Origin of the sequence: Psychrobacter sp. (assembly GCF_049295055.1) — a bacterium.
Taxonomy (GTDB): Bacteria; Pseudomonadota; Gammaproteobacteria; order Pseudomonadales; family Moraxellaceae; genus Psychrobacter.
Genome location: NZ_JBAQQF010000004.1, coordinates 1 through 25180, shown reverse-complemented (window position 1 = coordinate 25180; position 25180 = coordinate 1). Strand labels below are relative to the sequence as shown.

At 42.0% G+C, this 25180-nt stretch carries 26 protein-coding genes and 1 tRNA gene; 12 read left to right on the top strand and 15 right to left on the bottom strand.

What is annotated here, in order from left to right; translation table 11 throughout:
* Positions 1 to 52 precede the first annotated feature (52 nt).
* The 3 genes from rpsR to WAZ74_RS00965 all read left to right on the top strand — a co-directional run bounded on the left by rpsR (position 53) and on the right by WAZ74_RS00965 (position 1347).
* Entirely contained in the window at positions 53 to 283 is a 231-nt protein-coding gene (rpsR, locus tag WAZ74_RS00975; RefSeq protein ID WP_010198808.1) for a 30S ribosomal protein S18, read from the top strand.
* Between the two features lie 20 nt (positions 284 to 303).
* On the top strand, positions 304 to 813 hold the full coding sequence (gene rplI / locus WAZ74_RS00970) for a 50S ribosomal protein L9 (protein ID WP_422304838.1): 510 nt from the start codon (positions 304 to 306) through the stop codon (positions 811 to 813).
* 309 nt (positions 814 to 1122) lie between these two features.
* The gene (locus WAZ74_RS00965; protein ID WP_422304836.1) at positions 1123 to 1347 is read left to right on the top strand and encodes a hypothetical protein; all 225 of its coding nucleotides are present in this window, start codon (positions 1123 to 1125) and stop codon (positions 1345 to 1347) included.
* A gap of 28 nt (positions 1348 to 1375) precedes the next feature.
* Here the strand turns inward: WAZ74_RS00965 and WAZ74_RS00960 are convergent, their stop codons facing one another.
* Genes WAZ74_RS00960 through cobT form a run of 3 tightly spaced genes read right to left on the bottom strand, consistent with a single transcriptional unit; the run spans position 1376 to position 3910 of the window.
* Positions 1376 to 1939: a histidine phosphatase family protein gene (locus tag WAZ74_RS00960; protein ID WP_422304834.1), complete on the bottom strand. Its 564-nt coding sequence runs from the start codon at positions 1937 to 1939 to the stop codon at positions 1376 to 1378.
* 31 nt (positions 1940 to 1970) lie between these two features.
* The gene (cobS, locus tag WAZ74_RS00955; RefSeq protein WP_422304832.1) at positions 1971 to 2852 is read right to left on the bottom strand and encodes an adenosylcobinamide-GDP ribazoletransferase; all 882 of its coding nucleotides are present in this window, start codon (positions 2850 to 2852) and stop codon (positions 1971 to 1973) included.
* Complete coding sequence (gene cobT / locus WAZ74_RS00950) at positions 2852 to 3910, bottom strand: nicotinate-nucleotide--dimethylbenzimidazole phosphoribosyltransferase (RefSeq protein WP_422304830.1); 1059 nt, start codon at positions 3908 to 3910, stop codon at positions 2852 to 2854. Before cobT ends, cobS begins: the two co-directional genes overlap by 1 nt.
* Positions 3911 to 3964: 54 nt before the next feature.
* On the opposite strand from cobT, the gene WAZ74_RS00945 reads away from it, so the two are divergent.
* From WAZ74_RS00945 to WAZ74_RS00935, 3 genes are all read left to right on the top strand, one after another.
* Complete coding sequence (locus tag WAZ74_RS00945) at positions 3965 to 4159, top strand: hypothetical protein (RefSeq protein WP_422304828.1); 195 nt, start codon at positions 3965 to 3967, stop codon at positions 4157 to 4159.
* Between the two features lie 35 nt (positions 4160 to 4194).
* Positions 4195 to 5331 (top strand): glycerate kinase, encoded by a 1137-nt coding sequence (locus WAZ74_RS00940; RefSeq protein WP_422304826.1) that lies wholly within the window; start codon positions 4195 to 4197, stop codon positions 5329 to 5331.
* A gap of 155 nt (positions 5332 to 5486) precedes the next feature.
* A complete protein-coding gene (locus WAZ74_RS00935) occupies positions 5487 to 6293 on the top strand; it encodes an enoyl-CoA hydratase (protein ID WP_422304824.1) in 807 nt (268 codons plus the stop codon).
* Between the two features lie 60 nt (positions 6294 to 6353).
* Here WAZ74_RS00935 and WAZ74_RS00930 read toward each other — a convergent pair whose 3' ends face one another.
* From WAZ74_RS00930 to WAZ74_RS00915, 4 genes are all read right to left on the bottom strand, one after another.
* Positions 6354 to 6785 (bottom strand): tetratricopeptide repeat protein, encoded by a 432-nt coding sequence (locus WAZ74_RS00930; RefSeq protein ID WP_422304822.1) that lies wholly within the window; start codon positions 6783 to 6785, stop codon positions 6354 to 6356.
* A gap of 248 nt (positions 6786 to 7033) precedes the next feature.
* Positions 7034 to 7372, bottom strand: coding sequence for a RidA family protein (locus WAZ74_RS00925; protein WP_422304866.1), 339 nt, complete (start codon positions 7370 to 7372; stop codon positions 7034 to 7036).
* A gap of 59 nt (positions 7373 to 7431) precedes the next feature.
* Positions 7432 to 8679 (bottom strand): NAD(P)/FAD-dependent oxidoreductase, encoded by a 1248-nt coding sequence (locus WAZ74_RS00920; RefSeq protein WP_422304820.1) that lies wholly within the window; start codon positions 8677 to 8679, stop codon positions 7432 to 7434.
* A gap of 288 nt (positions 8680 to 8967) precedes the next feature.
* Positions 8968 to 11127, bottom strand: coding sequence for an ATP-dependent helicase (locus WAZ74_RS00915; protein ID WP_422304818.1), 2160 nt, complete (start codon positions 11125 to 11127; stop codon positions 8968 to 8970).
* Between the two features lie 351 nt (positions 11128 to 11478).
* On the opposite strand from WAZ74_RS00915, the gene ychF reads away from it, so the two are divergent.
* The 3 genes from ychF to WAZ74_RS00900 all read left to right on the top strand — a co-directional run bounded on the left by ychF (position 11479) and on the right by WAZ74_RS00900 (position 14947).
* Positions 11479 to 12570, top strand: a complete 1092-nt coding sequence (gene ychF, locus WAZ74_RS00910) for a redox-regulated ATPase YchF (RefSeq protein ID WP_422304816.1) — start codon at positions 11479 to 11481, stop codon at positions 12568 to 12570.
* A 194-nt stretch (positions 12571 to 12764) separates the two neighbouring features.
* Positions 12765 to 14174, top strand: coding sequence for a deoxyguanosinetriphosphate triphosphohydrolase (locus WAZ74_RS00905; protein WP_422304814.1), 1410 nt, complete (start codon positions 12765 to 12767; stop codon positions 14172 to 14174).
* 92 nt (positions 14175 to 14266) lie between these two features.
* Entirely contained in the window at positions 14267 to 14947 is a 681-nt protein-coding gene (locus WAZ74_RS00900) for a TetR family transcriptional regulator (RefSeq protein WP_422304812.1), read from the top strand.
* 75 nt (positions 14948 to 15022) lie between these two features.
* Here WAZ74_RS00900 and gspK read toward each other — a convergent pair whose 3' ends face one another.
* From gspK to WAZ74_RS00860, 8 genes are all read right to left on the bottom strand, one after another.
* Positions 15023 to 16129, bottom strand: coding sequence for a type II secretion system minor pseudopilin GspK (gene gspK, locus WAZ74_RS00895; protein WP_422304810.1), 1107 nt, complete (start codon positions 16127 to 16129; stop codon positions 15023 to 15025).
* 33 nt (positions 16130 to 16162) lie between these two features.
* Positions 16163 to 17065, bottom strand: coding sequence for a type II secretion system minor pseudopilin GspJ (gspJ, locus tag WAZ74_RS00890; RefSeq protein ID WP_422304808.1), 903 nt, complete (start codon positions 17063 to 17065; stop codon positions 16163 to 16165).
* Positions 17062 to 17541 (bottom strand): type II secretion system minor pseudopilin GspI, encoded by a 480-nt coding sequence (gene gspI, locus WAZ74_RS00885; protein ID WP_422304806.1) that lies wholly within the window; start codon positions 17539 to 17541, stop codon positions 17062 to 17064. The genes gspJ and gspI overlap by 4 nt, the downstream gene beginning before the upstream one ends.
* Before the next feature lie 3 nt (positions 17542 to 17544).
* Complete coding sequence (locus tag WAZ74_RS00880; RefSeq protein ID WP_422304804.1) at positions 17545 to 18225, bottom strand: prepilin-type N-terminal cleavage/methylation domain-containing protein; 681 nt, start codon at positions 18223 to 18225, stop codon at positions 17545 to 17547.
* 177 nt (positions 18226 to 18402) lie between these two features.
* A complete protein-coding gene (locus WAZ74_RS00875) occupies positions 18403 to 19086 on the bottom strand; it encodes a TetR/AcrR family transcriptional regulator (protein WP_422304802.1) in 684 nt (227 codons plus the stop codon).
* A 233-nt stretch (positions 19087 to 19319) separates the two neighbouring features.
* Positions 19320 to 20108: a TatD family hydrolase gene (locus tag WAZ74_RS00870; protein ID WP_422304800.1), complete on the bottom strand. Its 789-nt coding sequence runs from the start codon at positions 20106 to 20108 to the stop codon at positions 19320 to 19322.
* Positions 20109 to 20274: 166 nt separating this feature from the next.
* Positions 20275 to 22062: a GspE/PulE family protein gene (locus tag WAZ74_RS00865; protein WP_422304798.1), complete on the bottom strand. Its 1788-nt coding sequence runs from the start codon at positions 22060 to 22062 to the stop codon at positions 20275 to 20277.
* Positions 22063 to 22120: 58 nt separating this feature from the next.
* A complete protein-coding gene (locus WAZ74_RS00860) occupies positions 22121 to 22975 on the bottom strand; it encodes a TrmO family methyltransferase domain-containing protein (protein WP_422304796.1) in 855 nt (284 codons plus the stop codon).
* Between the two features lie 442 nt (positions 22976 to 23417).
* Between WAZ74_RS00860 and WAZ74_RS00855 the strand changes: the two genes are divergently transcribed.
* The 3 genes from WAZ74_RS00855 to WAZ74_RS00845 all read left to right on the top strand — a co-directional run.
* On the top strand, positions 23418 to 24191 hold the full coding sequence (locus WAZ74_RS00855) for a ferredoxin--NADP reductase (protein WP_422304794.1): 774 nt from the start codon (positions 23418 to 23420) through the stop codon (positions 24189 to 24191).
* Between the two features lie 156 nt (positions 24192 to 24347).
* A tRNA-Leu gene (locus WAZ74_RS00850) sits at positions 24348 to 24434 on the top strand.
* Between the two features lie 163 nt (positions 24435 to 24597).
* Positions 24598 to 25180 (top strand): tyrosine-type recombinase/integrase (locus WAZ74_RS00845; RefSeq protein ID WP_422304792.1); only part of this gene is annotated, 583 nt, incomplete at its 3' end.

The window sequence follows — 25180 nt, the reverse complement described above, 5'->3', positions numbered from 1 at the left end:
GATAATGACGACAACGACCACAACAGTGATGACTAATTAAAGGAGAATACTCATGGCACGTTTCTATCGCCGTCGCAAATTCTGCCGTTTCACTGCTGAAGGCATCACTCACATCGACTATAAAGATGTTGAATTGCTAAAACAGTATATCAGTGATAATGGTAAAATCGTACCAAGCCGCATTACCGGTACTTCTACTAAATATCAGCGTCAACTAGCGACTGCTATTAAGCAAGCTCGTTATTTATCGCTACTCCCATACACTGATAACCATCAGGGTTAACCGTTAACTAGGAATGACTCATGCAAATTATTTTGTTACAGCGTATCGTCAACCTTGGTAAACTCGGTGAAACTGTCGATGTGAAACCAGGTTACGGACGTAACTTTCTTATCCCTTTGGGCAAAGCACTACCTGCTACTAAGCTTAACATCGAAAAGTTCGAAGCACGTCGTGCTGAGCTTGAAGCTGAAGAAGCAAAAGAAGTAGCTGTTGCTCAAGAACGTGCTGATGCATTGACTGACGTTAATGTGATCATGCGTGCTAAATCAGGTGATGAAGGCAAGCTATTCGGCTCTATCGGTACACGCGATATCGCTGAAGCATTGACTAACTCAGGTCTAGAAGTAGACCGTGCTGAAATCAAGCTACCTGAAGGCACTTTACGTCAAATTGGTGAGTATAATGTTGATATTCAACTACATCATGACGTTACCGCTACTATTCTAGTGACCATTCTTTCTGAAGATGGTGACAACGAAAACCAAGCTGTAGAAGATGAAGACGAGAACGAAGATTATTCTGAAGAGTAATCTTTAGAATATCTAAATCTAGTCTAAAAAAGCCAGTAACGTCATGTTGCTGGCTTTTTTGTATTTAAAATAAGTGCTCTGTTTTATATTCGTACTAATCAGACCTTTAAATATTATATATATTGAATAACAATATTTAATCTGTCTTTTTAACTCTATTCCATACATTGATATACTTTAGAAACTTTCTTTAATAAATGACTTAAAACCTTTACTAAACAATAAGATACTACCTATAAAGTCGTCTTTATAATCATATACGGAGCTGCTAGCATATCTATATCTTATGTACTGATAGGGCGTAATAATATGATAAACACTGACGATAAATTAATATGTGTTCAGGGTAATGATTTCTACTCAGAAGGCAAAGTCTATACCGTAGGTAGAATCGTTAATAATAAATATTTTCAGCTATTGACTGGTAGCAATGATGATCACTGGTATGCAACACTAGATGATGAAGGTATTTATGTCAGCTTCGATTCTATGCAAGCAGAAGACAATAAAGCGTGGTTTGATAAGATAGCTTAGAAGTAAGCTATCTAAGTAGTTTTTTTAGCTAAAAATCTAGTCGACTATATTGTAAGTAATTTACAGAACGTGGCCATTCAGCCGCTACCTTTGGTATATCTTGACTAGTCGCAATAATCTTAGCAGCATTGATCCAACCTGCATGACCGACGACTAATATTGGTATACTTTCTATCTTGCCACCTTCTTCAAAAATTCTCGCATTCAGCCACTCTTCAACACGATTGAATAATTGCTGCAAACTTTCGCCATTATTTGGCGCAAAGTTGGCGAAATTATTACACCAATCATCAATTTCTTTTTTCTCGATTTGTGCCCAAAGCTGACCATCCCATTCGCCAAAGTTAATCTCTGACAATTCAGGCGAAACTTGGCAGTGAAAGCCACGTTGTGACAATATTTCCCCAACTTTTAACGAACGCTGCAAAGGGCTAAGCCAAATTATTTTAGGCAACTGCTTAATACGAACAAAGCGTTCTATTTTATTAGCTAGGCGTTTGATTTTACGCTTATCTACCTTGACGTCGGTTTGTCCAATACAAAACCCTTCGGTATTCATCGGTTTGGGATGACGCCAAATATAGAGAATCATGAATGAATATTGTCCTTGTTAACGATTTGATTTAAATAAATGGTATAGATGCAGCAAGCCCTACATAAATAGCAATCTCACTCAACTGTTGAGTAGCACCTAATCCATCGCCTGTATAACCATCAAGCCGCCTGCGTAATAAACGGCGCATATAATCAGTAGCTACTAAAGCCGATACCAACGTTAAAGACCATTGACCAAGCCCAATCTGTTGCATCGTCTTGGGAAATATAAGTGTGACCAACATAATAGCCAATATGAGCCAACCACTGCTATATAGCCCTTGTAATGGTGTGAGTTGCTGCGCCATCGGTTTAGCCTTAGCATGTTCTATCTCACCGCCATAAGGCAATAGGGTCAGTAAGCTAATGCAGAATAAGCGCGAAGCGGTATGGCCAATGATGAGCGCTACGATAGCAACTGATAACGGCATGGCTGCGAGCAAGCTGACTTTGAGCAGTAACGCAGACACCAAACCTAAAACGCCGTAAGTCCCTAAACGCGAGTCTTTCATAATCTCCAAGGTGCGCTCGCGAGTGAGCCCGCCGCCTAAACCATCACAGCTATCAGCCAGACCATCTTCATGAAAAGCGCCCGTTAGCTTAATGCCAAAAACGGTACTCATCACCGCAGCAATCAATGGCGTAAACAAGATACTAGCTAGCCAAAACACACTCGCACAAAGCAGCCCTACTAACAGACCAACCGCTGGAAAATGGCGGCTACTCTGATGTAGCCATTGCGGATTATAATGACTAAATTGTGGTACTGGCAAACGGGTCAAAAACTGGGTAGCAACCAATATTAATCGCCATTCATGCTGTAACTGCTCGCCAAGCGAATAACGAGGCTTAGAAGGCTTAGAAGGCTTAGAAGGTTTTAATGGCTGTGGTTGCTTTAATGGCTCAGACATTATTTATTTTGCTCGCTAATACCGGCATCACTAAAGCTAGCCATTTCATTGATAATGGCACAAGCAGATTGCAATATTGGATAAGCCAGTGCAGCCCCACTACCCTCGCCCAAACGCATATGCATATCTAACAATGGCTCAGCATTTAGCAATCGTAATAAATGCGCGTGGCCAGGTTCAACCGAATGGTGGGCGAATATAGCGTACTGGAGAACTCCAGGTGCTAAGCGTTCAGCGACTAGCAAAGCAATACTAGCAATAAAGCCATCAATCAATAAAATGCGCTTATCACTGGCTGCTTGAATCAAAGCGCCTACCATCATCGCTATTTCTAAACCACCTAGTGCAGCCAACGCGGTAAGTGGCGTTGTAGCGTTGCTATGACGCTGCAATACTTGAGTCAAAATGCGCTGTTTGTGCTGTAATCCAGTGTTATCTAAACCGGTACCACGACCAATACAATCAGCGATTGGCAAGTCGCCCAACCTTGCAAGCAACAAACTGGCAGCAGAGGTATTACCAATCCCCATCTCACCGACAATTAATAGATTGCCAGATAACTGCTGAGCGACAGCCATACCGCCATCAAGCGCACGCAGACATTCATCATCGCTCATCGCTGCCTCTGTTAAAGCATCACGACTACCGCGGCGCACCTTATAATCAAGCAGTTGTGGATGGTTTTTAAAAGGAGAGTTATCAAAATCAGTATCGACGCCAGCATCGACCACTTTTAGCTCGATATTATGCTGGCGTGCCAATACATTAATGGCAGCGCCACCTTGCAAAAAGTTATAGACCATTTGTGCAGTGACAGCACTAGGAAACGCGGATGTGCCATGCTTAGCCAAACCATGGTCGGCCGCAAACACGCGAATCTGTGGCTGCTCAATATGAGGCGTCATCGTTCCTTGAATCATACCCAATTGCAGGGCAAGTTCTTCTAATCTTCCAAGCGCACCAAGCGGTTTGGTTTTTAGGTCTATAATCTGCTGTAGCTGCTGACGTAGTTCGTTATTTTCTATATTGGCAATCGCGGGGGCAGTAAATGTTATCACTGAATACGTCCTGATATTAGAAGGCAAAACAAAGGCCACATACTAGCAGAGTATGTGTCTTTTGCCACCGCAAAGTTAAAGTGGTATCGTTTTTTAGTTTTGGTATTGTCAGCCTTTTTGGCAGCGTTACTTTATCAATTACCGCTTAATACCATCGCTAAGACGAACTTTGATAGTTTTGCTTACTTTAATAGTATCTTAGGCTATATTGGTCTAGTTATTAACTTTGGTATTCATTTAACGCATTAGTTGAGATGTTCAAAGAGCCATTCAAAGAGAGATTCATGAAAATTTTAATCGCCCCCGACTCGTTTAAAGAAAGCTTAGAGGCATTGGAGGTTTGCCATGCCATCCAGTCTGGATTCAGTCAGGTATTTCCTGACGCTGACTACACCTTATTACCCATGGCAGATGGTGGTGAAGGCACGTCTGCAGTGTTGTCTTATGTATTGGGTGGTCGATGGAAAGAAGTGAACGTACACGATCCGCTGATGAGACCAATTACCGCAAAGTATCTATTATTACCAGATGCAACTGCTGTCATTGAAATCGCCCAAGCTTGTGGTCTACATTTATTGACTGTCGCAGAGCGAAATCCTGTTATTACCAGCAGTTATGGTGTCGGTGAACTTATTGCGGATGCTTTAAACGAAGGGGTCAAGCGTGTCATTATCGGTCTTGGTGGTAGTGCCACCAATGATGCAGGTGTTGGCATGCTAACGGCATTAGGCATGGCTTTTCATGATGTCAATGACAATATTTTAGCTCAAGGTGGTGGCGAGCTTGCCCGCTTACAGAAATTAGATGACACCGACTTCCATGCGAAAGTGCTAAACATAGTGTTTGAGGTGGCTTGTGATGTGACCAATCCTTTATGTGGTCAGTTGGGTGCTAGTGCTATCTTTGGTCCACAAAAAGGTGCCAGTCCACAACAGGTCGAAGAGTTAGACAAAGCATTAAATCACTTTGCAACCATATGCGAGCAGCACGGCTATCAAGCGTGCCAAGAGATAGCAGGTGCTGGGGCAGCTGGCGGTCTTGGCTATGCGTTAATGACCTTTTGCAACGCCCAGTTGAAGTCAGGCTTTGATACTGTTGCCGAAGCTACCAACTTATCACAAAATATTGCCAATGCAGATTTGGTCATCACAGGCGAAGGTAAGCTTGACGCGCAAACCGCTATGGGTAAAGTCGCTGGCGGTATCAGCCAGCTTGCCACAGCGAATCATATTCCAGTCATTGCTATTTGTGGCAGCGTTGATGCGCTAAAACCTACCCAAACGACACAGTTTGATGTCGTCATGCCTAGTATTCAAAAGATAGATACTATCGATAACGTCTTCAAAAATGCTTACGATAATATCGAAACCACGGCGTTCAATATCGCTGCTGCCATTAAATTAGGACAGAAGATGAAATAGCTATTTGTCATTGATTATCATTATTAATGGCTTCCTCTCATTATTCTATAATCGTATCGTTAATTACCTAAAAAACCTTTTATTATCTGGCTTTTAAGTCATGTTACTATTTAGGATGTTCATTAAACGTAAATACCAATTATCAAGGATGATAAATGATCAATACAACCCCCTCTACAGACATCAACGAGCCGTTAGTTATAAGAAGAGACCATAATAGCGTCGTTACTCTCACACTAAACCGCCCAAAACAATTCAATGCCCTCTCCGTTGAGTTGCTCTCTGCGCTGCAAACAGAGCTAGATAATATTGCACAGGATAGCAATATCCAAGTGGTAGTCATTGCGGCAAATGGCAAAGCCTTTTGTGCTGGGCACAATCTAAAAGAGATGCGAGCTAATGTGGATGAGGCATTCCAGCGCGCACTATTCCAACAATGTAGTCAAATGATGCTAACCATCAATCGTATGCCGCAAGTGGTCATCGCAAAAGTACAGGGCATCGCTACCGCAGCTGGCTGTCAACTGGTAGCAGCCTGTGACTTGGCGGTTGCCTCTGATGAGGCTAAGTTTGCCACTTCTGGGATAAATGTTGGGCTATTTTGCTCCACGCCTGCTGTCGCGGTCAGTCGCAATTTATCTCGCAAGCAAGCGTTTGAGATGCTGATTACTGGTGAGTTTATCGATGCACATACGGCATTGCAGCAAGGATTAATCAATCGTGTGGCACCTGCTGAGCAACTAGACGCGACCATGCAATCTTTGATAGATGCGATTACTACCAAATCTTCAGTTGCTGTTAGAACAGGCAAAAATATGTTTTATAAACAGTTAGATATGGAATTAGCAGATGCGTATGAATATGCCAGCGAGGTAATGAGCTGCAATATGATGGCGGATGACGTGAGTGAAGGCATTGACGCCTTTATCGAAAAGCGTCATGCGGTCTGGAAGGGACGTTAACGTTCAAACACCCTATCAGTTATACGAACAACTAAGAAAGCGGATGATAAGGTCTGAGATTTACTCAGGTACTTCAGGTACTAAGCTAGCAAGCAGCTCATTTATCTCAACTTTAAACTCTCTATCTTCAATTTTATTCGCGCTTATTTTGGCATTTTGTAGATTCTGAATAGCCGCATCAGTTTGACCTAGTTCAAGCTGCAACTCAGCCATAGAAAATGCAATCGATGACAGATGGTCTTTTGAATTAATCGCAGTAGCTTTTTCTAAGGCTTTCTGATAAATAACCAGCGCCTCTTCTAAATCTTCAGTAAAGTCAGCCAATGTCTCCCATTGTTCAGGGTGATCTTTATCGCTTTTCTCATTTTCAATGCAAAGATTTTTTAGCTGCGCATACAGCATATCGAATGTCTTTTGGTCGTTTTTACTGTCCGCTTCTAATAAGTTTTCTGCTAACACATAAATCGATTTATATATTTTGGTATTAATCATGACTCGTAACCCTTTTCTATTGCTCGTTAAATAATGATATCGTCAGTCTAAATAAAGTAAACACAGCTGTGAATATACTTTCTTAGTAAAAACGCCCTTTCTTTAAGACTTGGAGGCGTTTATCCCAGTAACACTGCATTTTTTAAAGTATGTTGATTATAGACTAATTAACACGAATAGCTTACAGAAAAGGGCATGATATCGATATCACGCCCTTTTACTTTTACTCAAATATCAAATTGAGCACGTTATTCAGCAGCAATTACCGTAATTTCAACCAATAATTCAGGACGTGCCAATGCAGATTCACCGCAAGCGCGGGCTGGTGGTTGTACGCCTTCAAACCATTTATCCCAAACTTCGTTCATCGCAGCAAAGTCCGACATACTTTTCACCCAAACAGTCGCCATAAGTAGCTTTGACTTATCGCTACCAACTTCTTCTAACAACGTTTGGATTTTTTCTAGGCAAGTCAATGTTTGCGCTTTGATATCGTCTTCTGCATTACCTACCTGACCACATAAATAAATAGTCTGATTATGAATTACAGTTTTGCTCATACGCTGATTGCTATGGAGCTTCTTTATCATCTTATATACCTTTAACTTATTAATTTAAATCTATTTCAAGACTATTAGATGTGCTCTTAGTTTGAAAAACGCTGAGCGCTAAATGGCTCGGCATCAACCAATAATGGCTTATCATGAATCATCTCTTCAACCAGACGACCTGTCATAGGCCCTAAAGTGAAGCCCTGATGGCTGTGACCAAAGGCGAACCATAACTTGTCATGTTTGTCAGCAGCACCAATGACCGGCTTCATATCAGGCATACAAGGACGTGATCCTGCCCATGGCTCACTCTCAACGGCGTCTTCTAATGGCAAGATTTTCCGAGCAAGTTTTAGTACCGTTTTTAATTGTCCAAAGTTCTTTGGTGCATCCATGGTAGTCATCTCAGCACCGGTCGTAATGCGGATACCTTGCTGCATCGGTCCCATGACAAAGCCTTTGTCCATATCAAACATACTGTGATTGATCGTGTTCTTCTCTGTCACTTTAAAGTGCTGATGATAGCCACGCATCGGGAACAACGGCAAATTATAACCAAGTGGTTTAATTAAATCATTAGACCAAGGTCCGGCAGCAATGACCAATTTTTCACTATAAAAAGTGCCCGTATCGGTAATGACTTTCCAACCATCTTCGTCTTGTACGATTTCCTTGACGCTACTTTCTTTAATCGTACCACCCATTTCTTGGAAGTTTTTTGCATAAGCTTTGACCAATGAGCTTGGATTTGACACTTGCCAAGAATTTAACCAATGAATAGCGCCAACAAAGCCCTCAAAATTGGCACTGGGCTCCATTATTTTTAGTTCTTCTACTGTCAATACATTGTGCTCTACGCCCTGATCACGGTCTTTTATAGCGGCAGCAATCGCTACTTGCAGAGTCTCTTCAGAACGATGTAGTTGCAACCAGCCTTTCCGGCTGATCAAATCCTCAGCGTTTGCGGCGGTAATCATGGTTTGGTGCTCGCTGGTGCAATGCTCAATCAGTGTCTGCCATTCAGATTCGATTTTTTTCACTGAAGCTGGCGTAGAGTACTTCCAGTACTGCAACAGCGCCTGATGATAACGAAGAATCGCCGGTATACGATAGCGAATGTCCGTTCCTTGGTTGGGCAATACTCGTATCATTTCAGTCAATTGACGCGGAAAAGGATGCGTATGAATTGCCTCGCGCTGAATTAAGCCAGCATTGCCATATGAGGTCTCTGACCCTGGTAGCTTCTTGTCTAAAAGTAATACTTGAGCGTTGTTTTTTTGTAGATGCCAAGCAACTGATGTGCCAACCATACCTGCACCGATAACGATAACTTCATAGCGCATAACCTATCCTTTTCTTATGATCTTAATACAAGTGTCGAATATAAGGATTGAACAAATAAGGTGGTAATAGTAACGCATTGCGAGAGTATTTAAACCCTAATCTCATAAATATTTTTGCTACTCAGTACTTTTGGTTATGGGTTTTTAAAAAAGGTATTTTTGATAGGAATAATGAAGATTAGATTAAAAACAAAAGCCGTTCCTTGTAGCATTAAAATTTAGAAAACACTAAAATATCGACTTAATAAATCTTGATACCGCATCCAGCTTTATATTAGATTAGCGCTATCACCACCAAACTGGATCATCACTCTCATCTATAAGCTGTTTATTAGTTTCGACAGTGACCTTATCTGCCGATAGCTCAGCGATAAACCGTGACGGCTTATCAAAGTAGCCTGAATAACTGGCAAAATAATCTGGTGCCGTTAGGAACAATTGACTCTTCGCACGACTACAAGCCACATAAAACAGCTTACGCTCTTCCTCAAGCTCTTCAAAATCACTTAATGAGCGATAATGTGGCGTCATACCATCAACCAATGAATTGACAAATACCACTGGCCACTCTAGCCCTTTAGCACTATGAATAGTAGAAATAGTTACTTTGTCATTGCTCTCTTGTCCTTGCTCAAGCTCGCCTGCTGTAGCGACCGAATCATTAGGGGGATCAAGTGCCAAATTTTCTAAAAACTTATCAAGGCTATCATGCTCTGTCGCTAAGTTTTTGAGGACGCGAAAATCCTCGCTACGCTCACGCCAATTATCTTCATTAATTTTTAAAACTGGGATATAAAACTCAAGAATCAGTTCGATAATGATTTCGACGGATTGCGCTTGGCTGGCTTTGTTCAGTACTTTATGGAGCGGCTCAAGCTGGGTGCTTTTTTTGGCAAAATTTGCCATCAGTAATGGTTCAAAAGAGTTATTATCAGCATTAATGGCTTGAGTTAAGCGCGTGGCGGTCACTGACCCTACCCCTTTAAACAGGGTTAAAATTCGATGCCATGCAATCGTATCGTTGGGGTTGTAGAGTATTTTAACAAAGGCCAAGACGTCTTTTATATGCCGTCTTTCAATAAGGCGAATACCGCCCACCACGATAAAAGGAATGTTACGTTCCATAAATTCTAGCTGGACATAGTTGGACTGAAAGGACGTTCGGCACAATACCGCAAAGTCTTGATAATCATAATCCGGTTTCAATGTTATGATTTTATCAGCGATATACTTTGCTTCTTTGGTTTCATCACTTAAGCGGCAAAACACTGGCTTTAATCCCTCTATAGAAGCGCCTGAATATAATTGTTTTTGATAGCCTAACGTAATCTGCTCTGACAAGGCATTGATATAATCAAGCACCGCTGGCGTACTACGATAATTTTGCTCAAGCTTAATAAGCTTCGCTTCAGGATAGCTTTCCCCAAACAATAAGATATTTTCATAATTGGCACCGCGAAAAGCATAAATACTTTGATTGTCATCACCAACCACCATTAGCGATACTGATACAGGTGCACAAATGAGATCAATCAGCTCTTTTTGTGGAATATTGGTATCCTGATATTCATCAACCATAATATAACGATATTGGTTTTGTAGCAGCTGACGAAAGGTGTCATTGCGCTTTAGATGACGTACTATTTGGCTGATAATATCGTCAAAATCGTATAAGTGATTGGCGCGTTTATAGTCATGAAAGTCGATAGCCAACTGTTCAATTATAGGAATATGTATCGCGATATCAGGATAGCTACTTTCAATTAAGTCGCGGATATGAATACGCCGATTTCTAGAAGTTGAAAAGATATTTTGCAAAGTTTTTTTGCGCGGAAATTCTTGATTGGTTATTTTGGTCGGATACTTTTTTTCTTTATGAATCAAATCGATAGCATCCTCGCTGTCACCCGTATCTAAAATAGTAAAGCGCGGATTGATACCAAGCAGCCCTGAATATTGGCGCAATAGCATATTGCAAAACGAGTGAAAAGTGCCACTGGTGATATCGTTTAGCGCTTTGCTATTGCTTAGGTTTTCACCAGACAAAGAACTTGCTAGCAAGGTCTTAGCACGACTCTTGATTTCATTGGCGGCTTTACGAGTAAAGGTCAGTAGTAGAATCTCTTTTGGCGACACACCGTTTTCTACCAGATAACTGGTTCTATAAGTCAAAGTTTTGGTTTTACCAGAGCCAGCACCAGCAATCACCAATACTTTACCTTCAATGGTCGTAGCAGCCAATAACTGGTTTGGATTTAGCTCACTGGCATAATCAACTTGTAATCCTAAATGACTGGCAAGCCTTTGCTCTAACACCTCAGCATCCGCATCCATTAAATTATCTTCGAGCTTCTCAATCGCCCGCTCAAGACGCACAAGCTTAGGCTTCATCTCGATAAAATTTTGTGGATAATTATAATGGTGTGTAGCAAAAATTGTGATGGTCATTATTAGAGATTGCCTTTGATGTTGTTTATAGCGCAGTCTATTATTATCGTGTGGAACGAGATCATTAGGCTTTTAACCTACATCAATAGTTCTGCTTAATAAGCATGAAGTTTTATGCTATTGCTCAACTATTGATGGTAGCTAAACAGCTTTGATTATAATTTATAGGTAGTAGCTTAGCATAATAATGAAAGCACTAAATAAGGTTGATAATGAGCGTTGAAAATCCACTCATCTAGCATAACAACCTCACCCATATTGGGTTAAATTTGCTACAATACGCCCAATTTTGATTTCACATTTCATTAAGTTTTAAGCTAATTGATTCTATTACTATATTGAGAGACTATTATGGGTTTTAATTGCGGCATCGTCGGCCTACCAAACGTGGGTAAATCTACCTTGTTTAATGCTTTGACCAAAGCGGGAATCGCCGCTGAAAACTTTCCATTTTGTACCAAAGATCCCAACACGGGTATAGTTCCTGTGCCAGATTTGCGCCTAAAAGCGCTGGCTGATATCGTCAATCCTGAACGCGTATTGCCAACGACGATGGAGTTTGTCGATATCGCAGGTTTGGTCGCTGGTGCGTCAAAAGGCGAAGGCATGGGCAACCAATTCCTAGCCAATATCCGTGAGACCGATGCGATTGCGCACGTGGTACGATGCTTTGACGATGACAACGTCGTACACGTCGATGGTCGCGTCAGCCCTATTGATGATATCGAAACCATCAATACTGAATTGGCATTAGCAGATTTAGAAGCCGTTGAACGTGCTATCCACAACTTAAGCAAAAAAGCCAAAGGCGGCGATAAAGACGCGCAAGCCATGCTTGATGTGTTCAAAAAAGTCGAACCATTATTAGCAGAAGGTCAAGCCGCGCGTGCCGCCAATCTTGATGCTGATGAGAAAAAACTGATCAGAAGCTATGGTCTCATTACGCTTAAGCCAACTATGTATATCGCTAACGTATCTGAGGATGGTTTTGAAAACAATCCCTATCTTGATGCGGTACGTAACTATGCCACTGGTGACGACTCTATCGTTATCGCGCTATGTAATCAAATCGAATCTGAGATTGCCCAGCTTGATGAAGATGATAAAAAAGACTTCTTGGCTGAAATGGACATGCTCGAGGCCGGTCTTGACCAAGTGATTCGTGGTGGTTATGACTTGCTAGATATGCAAACTTACTTTACGGCTGGCGTGAAAGAAGTACGTGCATGGACAGTAGCCGTTGGTGCAACTGCCCCTCAAGCAGCTGGCGTGATTCATACCGATTTTGAACGTGGCTTTATTCGTGCTGAAGTGATTGCTTATGACGACTTTATCGAACACAACGGCGAAAAAGGCGCTGCTGCCGCCGGTAAATCGCGTTTAGAAGGCAAAACCTATATCGTACAAGATGGCGATGTGATGCATTTCCGTTTTAACGTATAAGAGATTTTTTCAACGGTCTCTTTTATATCGTCTTAGCATATCACTACTAAAAAGCCAGCCTCGATGCTGGCTTTTTTACGCCCTTGATTTTAGTATAGTAAGGAAAAACTCTTTACCTCTTCAATGTCTATCCAAAATTTTTAAAATAACTTAAATCGTTTACAATAATAACAACGAATAGTGGGCTATGATTTATGAGTACTCAATTTAACAAACCAAGCAGTCCTGCTGAGCACTGGGCGCGACTATTTAGCGCGCAGCGCTTAGGCAGCGATAAAAAAGCCCCCGTTCAAGACAGCGCTCGTTCCTCTTTTCATAAAGATTATGACAGACTGGTGTTTTCTCACTCTTTTCGTCAACTGAATCAAAAAACCCAAGTCCATCCATTGACCAATCAATTAGGTATTCATACCCGCTTAACGCATTCGCTTGAAGTCTCTTGTATTGGCCGCTCTTTGGGCGTGATGGCAGCAGAAAAACTACATGATAAATTACCAAGTGGCTTGCCAACAGGAGTCACGCCAGCTGATGTTGGTGTGATTGTACAAGCAGCTTGCCTTGCGCATGATATTGGTAATCCGCCCTTTGGTCATGCTGGAGAGTACGCCATTCGTGACTGGTTTATGCATCCTGAACGCCAAGCAATTCTGCAAAATATGAGCAGCAATGAGCAATTAGACTTGCTCGCTTATGAAGGTAACGCCCAAGGATTTCGCATATTAACTCGTAATGAGCATCACCCTGATATGGGCGGTATGCGCTTAACCTGCGCGACGTTGGGAGCATTTATGAAATATCCTTGGCTCGCCACCCATAGCAATGAGGTTTATCAAGGTAAACCTATTCACAATGTACAGAAATTTGGCTGCTTTTATAGTGAAGCGGCGCAATTAGAAGAATTAGCAGCATGCCTAAGTCTACCGCGCTCAGAGCAACATGATGGTTTTTCCCGTCATCCACTCGCCTATTTATTGGAAGCTGCAGACGATATCTGCTATGCACTGATAGATTTAGAAGATGGCATCAATTTAAATATGTTGACCTATAATGAGGTTGCAGCGATATTTTATGAGCTGATAGGCGAGCGTCCAAGTACCATTAGCTTGCCTGCGCATATGTCAGTCAGGCAGCATTTGGCATCATTACGCGCAAGAGCGATGATGCGCTTAGTCAATGCTGTCACCGATGCTTTTGTGACCAATAGCGATGCGATGCTAGCGGGTACGCTACAAGGCAGTCTATTTACGCATTGTGATGCGAGCGTCCAAAGCGGTATCACCCAAGCTAAAGCATTGGCTCGTGAAAAGATATTTAATCATCCAAGTAAGGTACGTATGGAGCTGATGGCCAATCAATGCCTGCATCGCTTGCTGGATGCTTTTATACCACTTACTTGGACACATCAGCATAGCGCGCCAATGTCGTTTGAGCAGCAGCAATTATTAATGTTGCTAAAGCCGCATCTTGATGAGCATCACCGCTTTTTATCAGATGATATTTATCAAAACACCCTTAATGTCTTAGACTTTATCACTGGCATGAATGACCATGAGGCGTACCAATTGGCGCAAGAGCTACAAGGACATTGGGGAACCATTATTTAAAAACCCAGTTATCAACTATAATCACGTATTTCATTCGTATTTTTGCAATGAAATGAGTATGATAGACATCTATCAGTTAATTTTGAAATATTATGAGCAGTCGCGAACAAAAGAAACTTCAAACTCGGCACGCCTTTTTTAATGCGGTGCTCGATTTATGTATGACAGGGCAATCTTTTAGCTCGATCAGCCTTAGGCAAGTCACGCGTGAGGTTGGTGTGGTGCCGACCGCCTTTTATCGCCATTTTGACGATATGGAATCCCTCGGACGCGCCTTGGTTATTGAGGAATTGGGCGGTACGCTTGCCACTTTGAGTGAAAGCTTGCAAATTGGACGCAAACGCAGCTTTGAGCGCCAAATTGCTAAAAGTATTCAGTTGTTTTTACATATGGTCAGTGAACAACCTTACTATTGGCAGTTTTTGGTCAGCGAACGCTATGGTGGCTCAGACGCTGTACGTAAAGCCATCAATGAGCTTGTCAAAAAACATGGGCAAAGCTTAGCAGAAGACTTGGCGCTACAACCTGCTTTTACCCACATCAATACTTACGATCGTAGACTATTGGCAGAGGCTGGGGTCAATATGTTCTTTTCTTGGATTATTGATTGGCTCGAGCTGACTTATACCGAAGATCATGATGATGAGGTTGACTTAGCTGATATTGAAAAGAAAAAGCAGATGATGCTACATAACTGCACGCGCCAAGCACAGATGTTGTTTTATGGCGCTTATAATTGGAAGTCTACTGAAGAAACGGATTTAAGCGATTAAGACGATATTTTTTATCGATGCTTGTTAAAGCGTTTAGAATTTCTCTATGTAGCGTTTAAATTGTAAAAATAGACGTCAAAAAACAGGTCGAAATGCCCAAAGGCGCTGGGAAACCACTTTAACGTCTTTGGGCTTTTTGTTGTCAGCATTTTTGGTATTAGTATTATTGGCGCTAGTATTGTTATTATTATTGCTACCGTTACTATTACTGCCACTGCTATTTGCCGTAGCATCAGTAGTCGTCTTGCTAATAACGATCGTTGCATAGCGTTGCCTTGCTTGTCCACTATCTGCGCTATCGGTCGCAGTAATCAGCGCTGTAAAAGCTTGGCTATCAACTGCTATCGAAGGTGTAATCGCTTTTCGCTGCTTTTCATCTAAAGCACTCAACATTGGCAATTGCCAAAGTTCATCAATAGACTCAAATACTTGCTGTTCTCGCAATTCCACGACCGTCTGCATCTGCTGACTGGTTGCACCCTCGACCAGAGCCGCAAGCAATGCTGGACTGGCGGTATTAATATTAATAGGTAAGTAATGCGGTACGACTGTAATATAGGGTCGCAGCGCTGCCAATACTTCAGCATCTACGCCTTTCACATTTTGCAGCTGGTCGATATTAATCAATGCTTGATTGGGTAAATCATTAGACGCTGAATTATTAGACTGCTGAGCATAAACCACACTTTCATCACCGCCATCAAGATAAACTTCACTGTCCGCATCTTGATAATCAAGAACGGCAATGGCAATGTCAGGCTCCAGATTTAATTGGGTCAATAACCTTTGGAATACTGCCACAGCGGCAGCATCAACTGCGCCATTGTGATATAAATTATTGATATTAAAGCGACTGGCTTCATCACGCAATTCGATAGCAATGCTATGTATACCCAACGTATAAGGCGGTATAGGCTGTGCCCAAATATCTTGCTGACTATCAGTATCATTCAGCTTAGCATCGGCACGAATCATCGTAACGGCTAATTGCTGACCGGCATCGATATCTTGTAATAGCTGATTTTGATCAAACAATAAACCACTGCGTCGAATGGCAATTTTTTGACTGGCAAGCATCGCCCCTGCGACCACAGTAATGCTGACCACCAATAACAAAATGGTCAGCAGCGCGACCCCGCGCTGAGAGTCGGCTGTCATTGATATAACTGGCATACTTGGCATATATAGCCTCTATCATTGACTAAATGGCGCATTTTAAAATCTGTTCCCTGAATCATTATTATCTACATTGCCATTAGCGGTATTGTCGTTGCTCGTGCCGTTACTATTATTATTAACATCGTTATTGCTATTATTATTGTTGCTGTTATTACTAGTATCGCTGTTGGGTGCATTGCCATTAGAATTGTTAACAGTATTTTTATCGCTAGTATTTATGCTTATATTCGGTATCGGCTGAGGGGCAAGCGCCCATTGCCAAGTAATTGGCATGTCTTGATAAGTAAAAGAAACAGCAATCCCTTTCGGTAAAAGTACGATTTCAGGCTGAGCATTGGCTGAAGACGCAGTTTGTCCAGATTGGCTGTTCAAACTGGCATTGTTACTATTGCTGTCTTTATTGGGAAACTTGGTACTCATTTCTGGTAAATAGGCTTGCCAGCGCGCCACCGTTACACCTTCGAGCAATACACTATCTAGGCTAATACTGTCACTAGCGCCACCCATACTGCTATATTGACGGCGAATCAGACGCTCATCAGCGAAAATATACTCAACATGCTGCACACTAGCACTACTTTGATAACGTGGATCAGGGTCAGCAAAACGGACAAAGCTGACACGCTCGCCGTCTAAACTCATAAAAGGCTCAGGTGCAGGCTGTAGCGTATTTTCTTGATTGCTATTATTTGCATTATCAACATTTAAAGCACTGTCATTTTGAGCATTTACTGCTTGATAAGGAATGATTTGTCCCATATCTTGTTGTAGCTGCAAATACGCATATTGCAAAACGGCCAAGTTATCTGCATGGAATTGCGCGCGTTCTCGAGCGCGATTGACGCTATCAAATACTTGCCAGCCTGCCACTGCTAGCATCGCAAATATCGCCATGGCCACCATTAGCTCAAGCAAGGTAAATCCATGCTGCGATTTCACAGACTACCTCCGTTTGGCTTTGAGCCGGTCAAGTCCAAACTACCAACATCTTGCTCAGCATTACTTAACATTATATTAATATCAGTCACTACCGTACGCGTCTGACCATCAATGATCGGAGCAACAGCGATATTCACCTCTTTTAATGCAGGCGTAATAGCGTCAGAGACTGTCATCGTCACTTGCCAGTCGCGACCTTGGGCATTTATTGTTTGGCTTTTATTAGCTGTTAACCAAGTATCTTGAATGCGCAAATCAGCCGCAGCATTTTGAGCGACAAAGTGTGCAAGCGTACGCGTGCGCAATACATCGACTGAGCTTAAATAAGCGCTGCTGGCACGGCTCGCAGCGACGGCAACGACGGCTAAAATCGCTAAAGCAACCATTACCTCAATCAAAGTAAACCCGTTTTCATGCTTTGACAGGGTTGGCTTTCGGTTTATGTAAGTAGGTTTTGCTTTATTATTAATCATCATCAGCTATTGCCCTTGTCCTATCGACATACTGCCATCTGGCATGATGGTGATGACTTCACCGACCAAGCGCGAATTATGGCGCACTTCAATGGTCACCGGCGCGGCTTGTCCCGTGCCAAACCATAATACTTGCGGTACTGTTTGATCTGTAAACCAAGGTTGTAACGCTTGGGTTTGCCCTGTACTTGATACATTCCTAGCATCTAAGCTTTGTATAGCTAAACTCACGCCAGCAGGCAACTCAGGCAAGGTAACTTCTGACTCAACCTCCCAGCTTGGCGTTGGTGATTTATCTCCAACAGCACCAGACATACTAGATAAATCCGCAGATAGCTCCATTGAATTTTTAGGCGTACTGTCTCTACTAGCAGACGTAGAATTATCCGTTTGATAAGCAACATAAGGATTAGATAGCGTGACAATAACAGGGGTAATTTGACCGTGCTTATTCGCTTGTAGACTTAAACCCATCGGCTGCATACGTTCCGCTGATAACAGTCGAACGTAGCTCAATGAATCCGTCAGATGCTCATAAAAGGCGCGATTTTTACGTGATTCACTGCTACCAACTGATAAACTCATCATGCCAGCAAATATTGATAAAATAACCACCACCACTACGATTTCGACCAGTGTAAAACCAGCCTGCGAGTAATTAGTTATTGAGATATTCGATTTTGACATGCAGTGGTCATCTAGAATGGCGTCATTCTCTTAAAATAACGATATATTTTGGGTGATATATAAAAAGACAGATAGGATTGACTATATAAAATAGAGATTAATGTGCTGCCATATAGAATATAACAACACAGATTTTTAGAAAATAACTGTTCACGGTTTTTACGTTATAGTAAAAAATTAATAACTGGCATTACGATGTTCTTCTGACTCAGTATCAATTTGTTCTACCAATTCCTGCATATCTTCATCCATTACTTCATCATCTGCAGCAGGATAATGGCTAGGCAGCTCAAGCATTTGCTGAACAAAAGCATAACGTAAGGTATCACGGCGTCCTAAATAACGCTGATAAAAGCTTGAGTTCAAGAGCCCCGCACCGCCTTGACCCATCGCCCAAATAGAAGATAAGTAATCACGCGTACTCAAACTGCTGTGCTGCTCTTGCAAATAAGCACTGATAATATCGATTAAGCGTTTCATACGCTGACGGCGAATATCGTACAGCTCACCAAACAAGCGATTAAGACCCGTTACTGATGCCGCCAACCGCTCTTCTATTTGATTGAGTAGCATCGCTTTTTGTGGGTTAAACAACTGCTGAAAAATCATACGAGCGACACCTGCCGATGGGCAATCGTCAATGCGATTGATCTCAAAAAGCTGCTCTTCGTAACGAATAATAATACGCAAATAAAGCTCATCTTTGCTAGAAAAATGCTTATATAGTGTGCCTTTAGCCAAATCAAGCTGATCTGCCAAGCTGTCTAAAGTGATATCACCATCGCCTGACTCAAGTAGCAATTGCTCTGCCATTGCTAAGATATTCTCTTCTCGTATCTTGAATTGATGCTGACGACTCATAATCTCTCCTAAAACTTGACAATATCATGCATAGGACCACATTTTGCATTGGTGTATCGGCATCTATAGTATGAAGTTATACAAAGACTGCGCGAAGACCACAATAGAGGATTATGCTTATGTTTGCTAAATAGTCATTTATAATCATGTGGTTACATTTAACGAACCAGTGCGTGGTACATAAAATCGCCATCACTTATAATAAATGACTGAGTGGTCATAGCATAACCATTTTAGTGATACTGTGCTAGTAAATTCTCAAAGTTTTTTGCAGTCAATGCTCCAACCTCATCCGCACTACAGCCATACATCTCTGCAATACAACTAGCGACGTAGGGTACATACGCAGGCTCATTAGGTCTACCACGTTTAGGGACAGGCGCTAAGTATGGACTGTCTGTTTCGATCAGTATTCTGTCTCTAGGCATGTTTTTTGCTGCATCTTTGATATTTTGCGCACTTTTAAAGCTAACAATACCTGAGAATGAGATATAAAACCCTAAGTCTAAGGCGCGTTTTGCTGTTTCCCAATCTTCGGTAAAGCAATGAATAATGCCATGCTCAGCACCTTCTGCTTTTAAGATATCAATCGTATCTTCTTTGGCGTCACGCATATGCACGACAAGCGGCTTTTTTAGGCTTTGGCTGGCATGAATATGACGCGCAAGACTATCTTGTTGGGCTTTTTTATTTTCCGTTGACCAGTAATAATCGAGCCCAGTCTCCCCTATTGCCCATACATGATCGGCATTAGCAGTTTCTATTAAACGCTCAACCGTCGCTGATTGTAATACGCTAATATCTTCACAAGGATGGATGCCGACACTCATGCCAAGATTGAGCGTTTCATCGCCATAGGTATTGACGATATGGGCAATCTCATCATATTCAGCAAAATCACACATAATCGCCATCGCCCGAGTGACGTTGGCTTCTTTCATAGCAGCAATAGCGCCAGATAACTGACCGTCATACTTGGTTAAATCTAGGCGATTAAGATGGCAATGGCTATCAGTAAACATAAACAATCTCGTTAATAAAAATGAATAAAGTATAGGGGTAAGTCTGTCAAGGGATAACCCTATTTATTGCTCCAAAGGCAGCTGTTTTCCAAGTAAGCTATAACAAACGGATTTATCAGAGTCTTTTAAAAGTTTTCTTATAAGGCTTACTTTTTAAAGAAACTTGTTAATGCAGCGGCACCACGCGCATGACCTCTTCTAAGGTCGTCACCCCTTCGCTGATTCGCTTTGCGCCCGATAAACGTAATGGCTGTACGCCTTCGCGGTAGGCTTGCTGCTTTAGTACATCTAAATTCGCATCAGCAGCGACGAGTTTTTTTAACTCATTTGATAACGGCATAATTTCATAAAGCCCGACGCGACCTTGATAACCCGTATGACGACAATGCTCACAGCCCTGCGCTTTATATATTTGTGCAGGTACTGGCGCGCGCCATGGCTGCACCAACTCTTGCCATTGAATAGCAATCTCACTATCTGCCGTGACATCGACTGCTTGTTTGCAATGCGGGCATAACGTGCGTAACAGACGCTGCGCCATCACACCTAATATAGTCGCTGACGTCAAAAATGGCTGAATGCCTAAATCGTGCAGACGAGTGAGTGAACTTGGCGCATCATTGGTATGTAAAGTTGATAGTACCAAATGCCCCGTTAAGGATGCTTGCACTGCCATATTGGCTGTTTCAGCATCACGAATCTCGCCAACCATAATGATATCAGGGTCTTGGCGCATCAAAGAGCGAATACCATCAGCGAAATGCAAATCAACCCCTTGATTGACCTGCATTTGGTTAAAGGCGGGCTCAATCATCTCAATCGGGTCTTCGATGGTACAGACGTTGACTTGCTCAGTCGCCAACTGCTTGAGCGTACTATATAAAGTGGTCGTTTTACCCGAACCCGTCGGACCTGTCACCAGAATAATACCATTAGGATGCGCCGTTAGCTCATGCCACGTTTCTAACTGCTTGCCCGATAAGCCAAGCTGCGCAAAGGAGCGCACGAGCACTTCAGGGTCAAATACCCGCATGACCAACTTTTCGCCAAAAGCAGTCGGCATGGTAGATAGACGCAGCTCAGTTTCCAATCCTTTTGGGGTACGGGTTTTCAGCCGCCCATCTTGCGGCTTGCGTTTTTCTGCCACATTGAGCCGCCCTAAGATTTTAATACGCGCAGTCACCGCCACGATAATTGCAAGTGGCATCTCATAGACACTATGCAACACCCCATCAATACGAAAGCGCACCTTGCCCGTCTCACGACGTGGTTCTAGATGAATATCACTGGCGCGCTGCTCAAAAGCATATTGCAACAGCCAGTCAACCACTTTAACGATATGCTGGTCATTGGCATCAGGATTAGTATTATCGCCGAGTTGCAATAATGCTTCGACGTTGGTGATATCAGAAGCTGCACGTTTATGAATAGAATTAGCACCAGCAATCGCTTGCGTGACTTGATAAAACTCTTGCCGATAGCGATTGATTTGCTCAGGATTGATAAATACCGTGCGATAGCTTTTCGACTTAATCAATTTTTCAATATTGGCGTGCCAGTCGGTATAAAAAGGCTGGTCGGTACCGATAATTACTTCATCGAGCGTGACTTCAATCGGCAGAATATGCTGTGAGCGTGCATATTCAAATGACATTAGCTGCGTCACTGCTGGTACATCTACCTTTAGCGGGTCAATACGGACAAGCGGCATATCTGCTTTGGCGGCTAACCACTGATTCAACCATGCCAGCGTCAATTTATCATCAGGATTGTTATTAAGCGCATGACCGTTTGGTAAGCCAAATTCACTAATGATCAGTAGCGGATGCTGCGCTTTATTGCGGCGGCTGGTAATCACCAGATTATAGCCGCGTTGATCGATAACTTTATCGGCTAACAATTCATCCAGACACCAACGCAAATCAATCACTATCGAGTACTTTTGAGCAGGCATGATTTTCTTCTTTTATAGTTTAAGTCATTTCATTAGTGATAATGTGTACTGCGATGTTTTATACGTCTACCACTGCCGTTATCTGCAATTCACCTAATGCTATCAGCTGAAAACTCACATCAACAGATTTATAGCGCATGACAAATGCTGTAGTTGTCTCCTCACGGCGATAAGCAGGGCGTGGATCTTGTGCAATTAATGCCTTTATAGCGTCAAGATCAGATAGTAATACTTGCTTTTTTACCGTATCAACAACTGCTATTACCGTCATTTTCTCTTTTTTATTATTTTTCTCTTGTACATTACTAGCGTGATGATGATGTATTATTTTTAAAAACTGCTCATGCGCAAGCTCAGCGATAGTCACAGTTAATAATGCTGGAGCAGATGGCGCAAAGCCACTTTTTGCATCAATTAGTGAATCACTATAAGCCACATAAGGCTTGATATCGATAATTGGCGTTCCGTCTATCATATCAGCACCACTGATGATAAGTAATACCCGACCTTCCACAATCTCAATACGTTCAAGCTTGACCACAGACAGTCCCAGCGCTGACGGTCGATACATACTACGACTGGCAAACACGCCTATTTTTTGATTGCCACCCAAGCGTGGCGGTCGTACCTGCGCACGAAAACTATTATCAGTTTTATTAAGTTGGCTGTCATCATTAAGCTGATTGTCTTTATTGATCTGCTTTTCTTTATTTATATAGTTATGATGAAACTGCCAACTGATCCAAATATGGCTAAAACTTTCCAAACCCACAAACGCTGCTGGCGTATCATAAGGCGCAATCATTTCAATCACGCTAGTTAATGCGACTAAGTTTGGCTGCCTAGGTGCGCCAAATTTTTGTGAAAGTGGCGCATGATGGTAGCCGATAATCGGCGATATATGATGGTTCATAAATCAAATCCAGAAAAGCAAAACCGTTATTTATATTAAAAAATAAAGGCTATACAAAATAAGTCTGACGAATCATACAAAATAACTCGCTAACGATATTCCATTTTATCATGCTATAGAAAGCCAGCTAGACGGATTTTTATTTTAAAGTTTGTTATGATGAGCAAGAAATTTATTGAGAATGGCTTGCATTCATAAAATAATGACTTCAAAGCTTGCTTTTATGGCGTTACGATCACCTTATAATACTGAATAATAATGTTAAAGTGACGGTTTCCGCGATAGGCTAAGCCGCTAAATAGACTCGATACCCTATTAACTTGAACCATTTTAAATCTATCATTAAAAATTTTTATGCGATACTTATTTATTTAATAGCTATTTTTATTTAATAACCATTTTAATTGACTGATACAGATTACCACTTACTAACGAGGACTTTATGTCAAAACTCCGCACCGAAACAGTCACAGAGGTTCATCACTGGAATGATGCGCTGTTTAGCATCAAAACCACTCGCGACGACGGCTTACGCTTTCGTAATGGCGAGTTTGCGATGATTGGTTTGGTCGTTGATGGCAAGCCGTTGTTGCGCGCTTACTCGATTGCCAGTCCTAACTATGAAGAGCATCTAGAGTTTTTCTCCATTAAAGTGCAAGACGGTCCATTAACCTCGCGTTTGCAGCATATCAAAGTCGGTGATGAGTTATTGGTCAGTAAAAAGCCAACAGGTACTCTCGTCTTAGACGATCTACTACCGGGCAAACACCTATATATGCTGTCAACCGGCACAGGTGTTGCACCATTTTTAGCTTTAGCACGCGACCCTGAAGTCTACGAGCGTTTCGAAAAGGTAATTTTGGTCCATGGCGTGCGCGGTGTCAGTGACTTGGCTTATCGTGAGATGTTCGAAAACGAGCTGCCGAATGATGAAATCTTTGGTGAAGAGTTCCGTAAAAAATTCATTTATTATCCGACTGTGACTCGCGAAGAATTCAGAAACACTGGTCGTATTACCGACTTAATAAAATCTGGTAAGTTCTTTGAGGATATCGGTTTGCCTCCGATGAACAAGGAAGATGATCGCGTCTTAATATGCGGTAGCATGCCGTTTAACGCGGAAGTCTCTACGATTTTAGATGACTTTGGTTTGACTGTCTCACCACGTATGGGCGTGCAAGCAGACTATGCGGTTGAACGTGCCTTCGTTGGTTAAAAACTGAATTTTTATACAAAATATTATAAATTATGTTTAACCTCTAGAAAAAGCTTGACGCTCAAAAATAGGCTGCTATAATACGCAGCCTATACAGAGTTAACCCTGTAGCCCAATTCGATAATGTTTAGCATTATAAACTTTATCACCTAACACGCCGGTGTGATGGAATTGGTAGACATGACGGATTCAAAATCCGTTGCCTTTAAAAGCGTGTCGGTTCAAGTCCGACCACCGGTACCAATACCTAGTTCTATACTATCTTATAGAGCCGCCAAAGCCCCTGATATCAGGGGCTTTGTTGTATCTGACGTCCTATACTGTCTTTCTGTATCTATCCCAATCCATGCATCTGATGTACACTATCATGTACACTGGTTTTTAAATGTACATTGGGGTGGCAGCTATGGAAACACGTAAACCTATCAGCTCTGATCGCAGTATCAGCAGTCATAAAGCTGATGACAAAGAATATCTTGTCTCTGTTAAAAACCATCCTATGCTATATCTAATGGTCAGACCTAACGGTACTAAATCTTGGCTTTATCGTTACCTGTCTCCTATTCATTCAAAAAATAAACGTATATCGCTTGGTGTGTATCCAAACGTATCATTTTCACGCGCTTGTGAAATATGGCGTGATTATGAAGAACTACTCAGTCGCAACATTGATCCCAAAAATTATCGTGAAGAAATAAAGAACAGTATTGTTAGTAAAACTAAAAATTATTTTAATCACTTTGCTTGGGAGTACTTCGATACTCTTGAACAGAGTCAAAAAGGTAACACGTTAATTCGTAAGAAGGGTCGCTTAGAGCTTATCTGCTCTTACATCGGCAATGAGCCGATTAGTGAAATCGGCTCACCTAGAATGCTTGAAGTGCTTTTAGATATTCAAGCCAAGTCTTTAAATAAAGACGGTAAGCCGACGGACAAAGCGGAACGCTGTGCAGGTATTGCCAGTGACGTATTTGTTTACGCTGGTGCAC

Coding starts and splice junctions, on each gene's coding strand:
- WAZ74_RS00965 (WP_422304836.1), top strand. CDS start 1,123: ATGATAAACACTGACGATAAATTAATATGTGTTCAGGGTAATGATTTC.
- WAZ74_RS00960 (WP_422304834.1), bottom strand. CDS start 1,939: ATGATTCTCTATATTTGGCGTCATCCCAAACCGATGAATACCGAAGGG.
- rplI (WP_422304838.1), top strand. CDS start 304: ATGCAAATTATTTTGTTACAGCGTATCGTCAACCTTGGTAAACTCGGT.
- WAZ74_RS00905 (WP_422304814.1), top strand. CDS start 12,765: ATGAGTACTCAATTTAACAAACCAAGCAGTCCTGCTGAGCACTGGGCG.
- WAZ74_RS00935 (WP_422304824.1), top strand. CDS start 5,487: ATGATCAATACAACCCCCTCTACAGACATCAACGAGCCGTTAGTTATA.
- WAZ74_RS00880 (WP_422304804.1), bottom strand. CDS start 18,225: ATGTCAAAATCGAATATCTCAATAACTAATTACTCGCAGGCTGGTTTT.
- WAZ74_RS00860 (WP_422304796.1), bottom strand. CDS start 22,975: ATGAACCATCATATATCGCCGATTATCGGCTACCATCATGCGCCACTT.
- WAZ74_RS00940 (WP_422304826.1), top strand. CDS start 4,195: ATGAAAATTTTAATCGCCCCCGACTCGTTTAAAGAAAGCTTAGAGGCA.
- ychF (WP_422304816.1), top strand. CDS start 11,479: ATGGGTTTTAATTGCGGCATCGTCGGCCTACCAAACGTGGGTAAATCT.
- cobS (WP_422304832.1), bottom strand. CDS start 2,852: ATGTCTGAGCCATTAAAGCAACCACAGCCATTAAAACCTTCTAAGCCT.
- WAZ74_RS00920 (WP_422304820.1), bottom strand. CDS start 8,679: ATGCGCTATGAAGTTATCGTTATCGGTGCAGGTATGGTTGGCACATCA.
- WAZ74_RS00870 (WP_422304800.1), bottom strand. CDS start 20,108: ATGTTTACTGATAGCCATTGCCATCTTAATCGCCTAGATTTAACCAAG.
- WAZ74_RS00900 (WP_422304812.1), top strand. CDS start 14,267: ATGAGCAGTCGCGAACAAAAGAAACTTCAAACTCGGCACGCCTTTTTT.
- gspI (WP_422304806.1), bottom strand. CDS start 17,541: ATGATGATTAATAATAAAGCAAAACCTACTTACATAAACCGAAAGCCA.
- gspK (WP_422304810.1), bottom strand. CDS start 16,129: ATGCCAAGTATGCCAGTTATATCAATGACAGCCGACTCTCAGCGCGGG.
- WAZ74_RS00855 (WP_422304794.1), top strand. CDS start 23,418: ATGTCAAAACTCCGCACCGAAACAGTCACAGAGGTTCATCACTGGAAT.
- WAZ74_RS00930 (WP_422304822.1), bottom strand. CDS start 6,785: ATGATTAATACCAAAATATATAAATCGATTTATGTGTTAGCAGAAAAC.
- WAZ74_RS00875 (WP_422304802.1), bottom strand. CDS start 19,086: ATGAGTCGTCAGCATCAATTCAAGATACGAGAAGAGAATATCTTAGCA.
- rpsR (WP_010198808.1), top strand. CDS start 53: ATGGCACGTTTCTATCGCCGTCGCAAATTCTGCCGTTTCACTGCTGAA.
- WAZ74_RS00865 (WP_422304798.1), bottom strand. CDS start 22,062: ATGCCTGCTCAAAAGTACTCGATAGTGATTGATTTGCGTTGGTGTCTG.
- WAZ74_RS00915 (WP_422304818.1), bottom strand. CDS start 11,127: ATGACCATCACAATTTTTGCTACACACCATTATAATTATCCACAAAAT.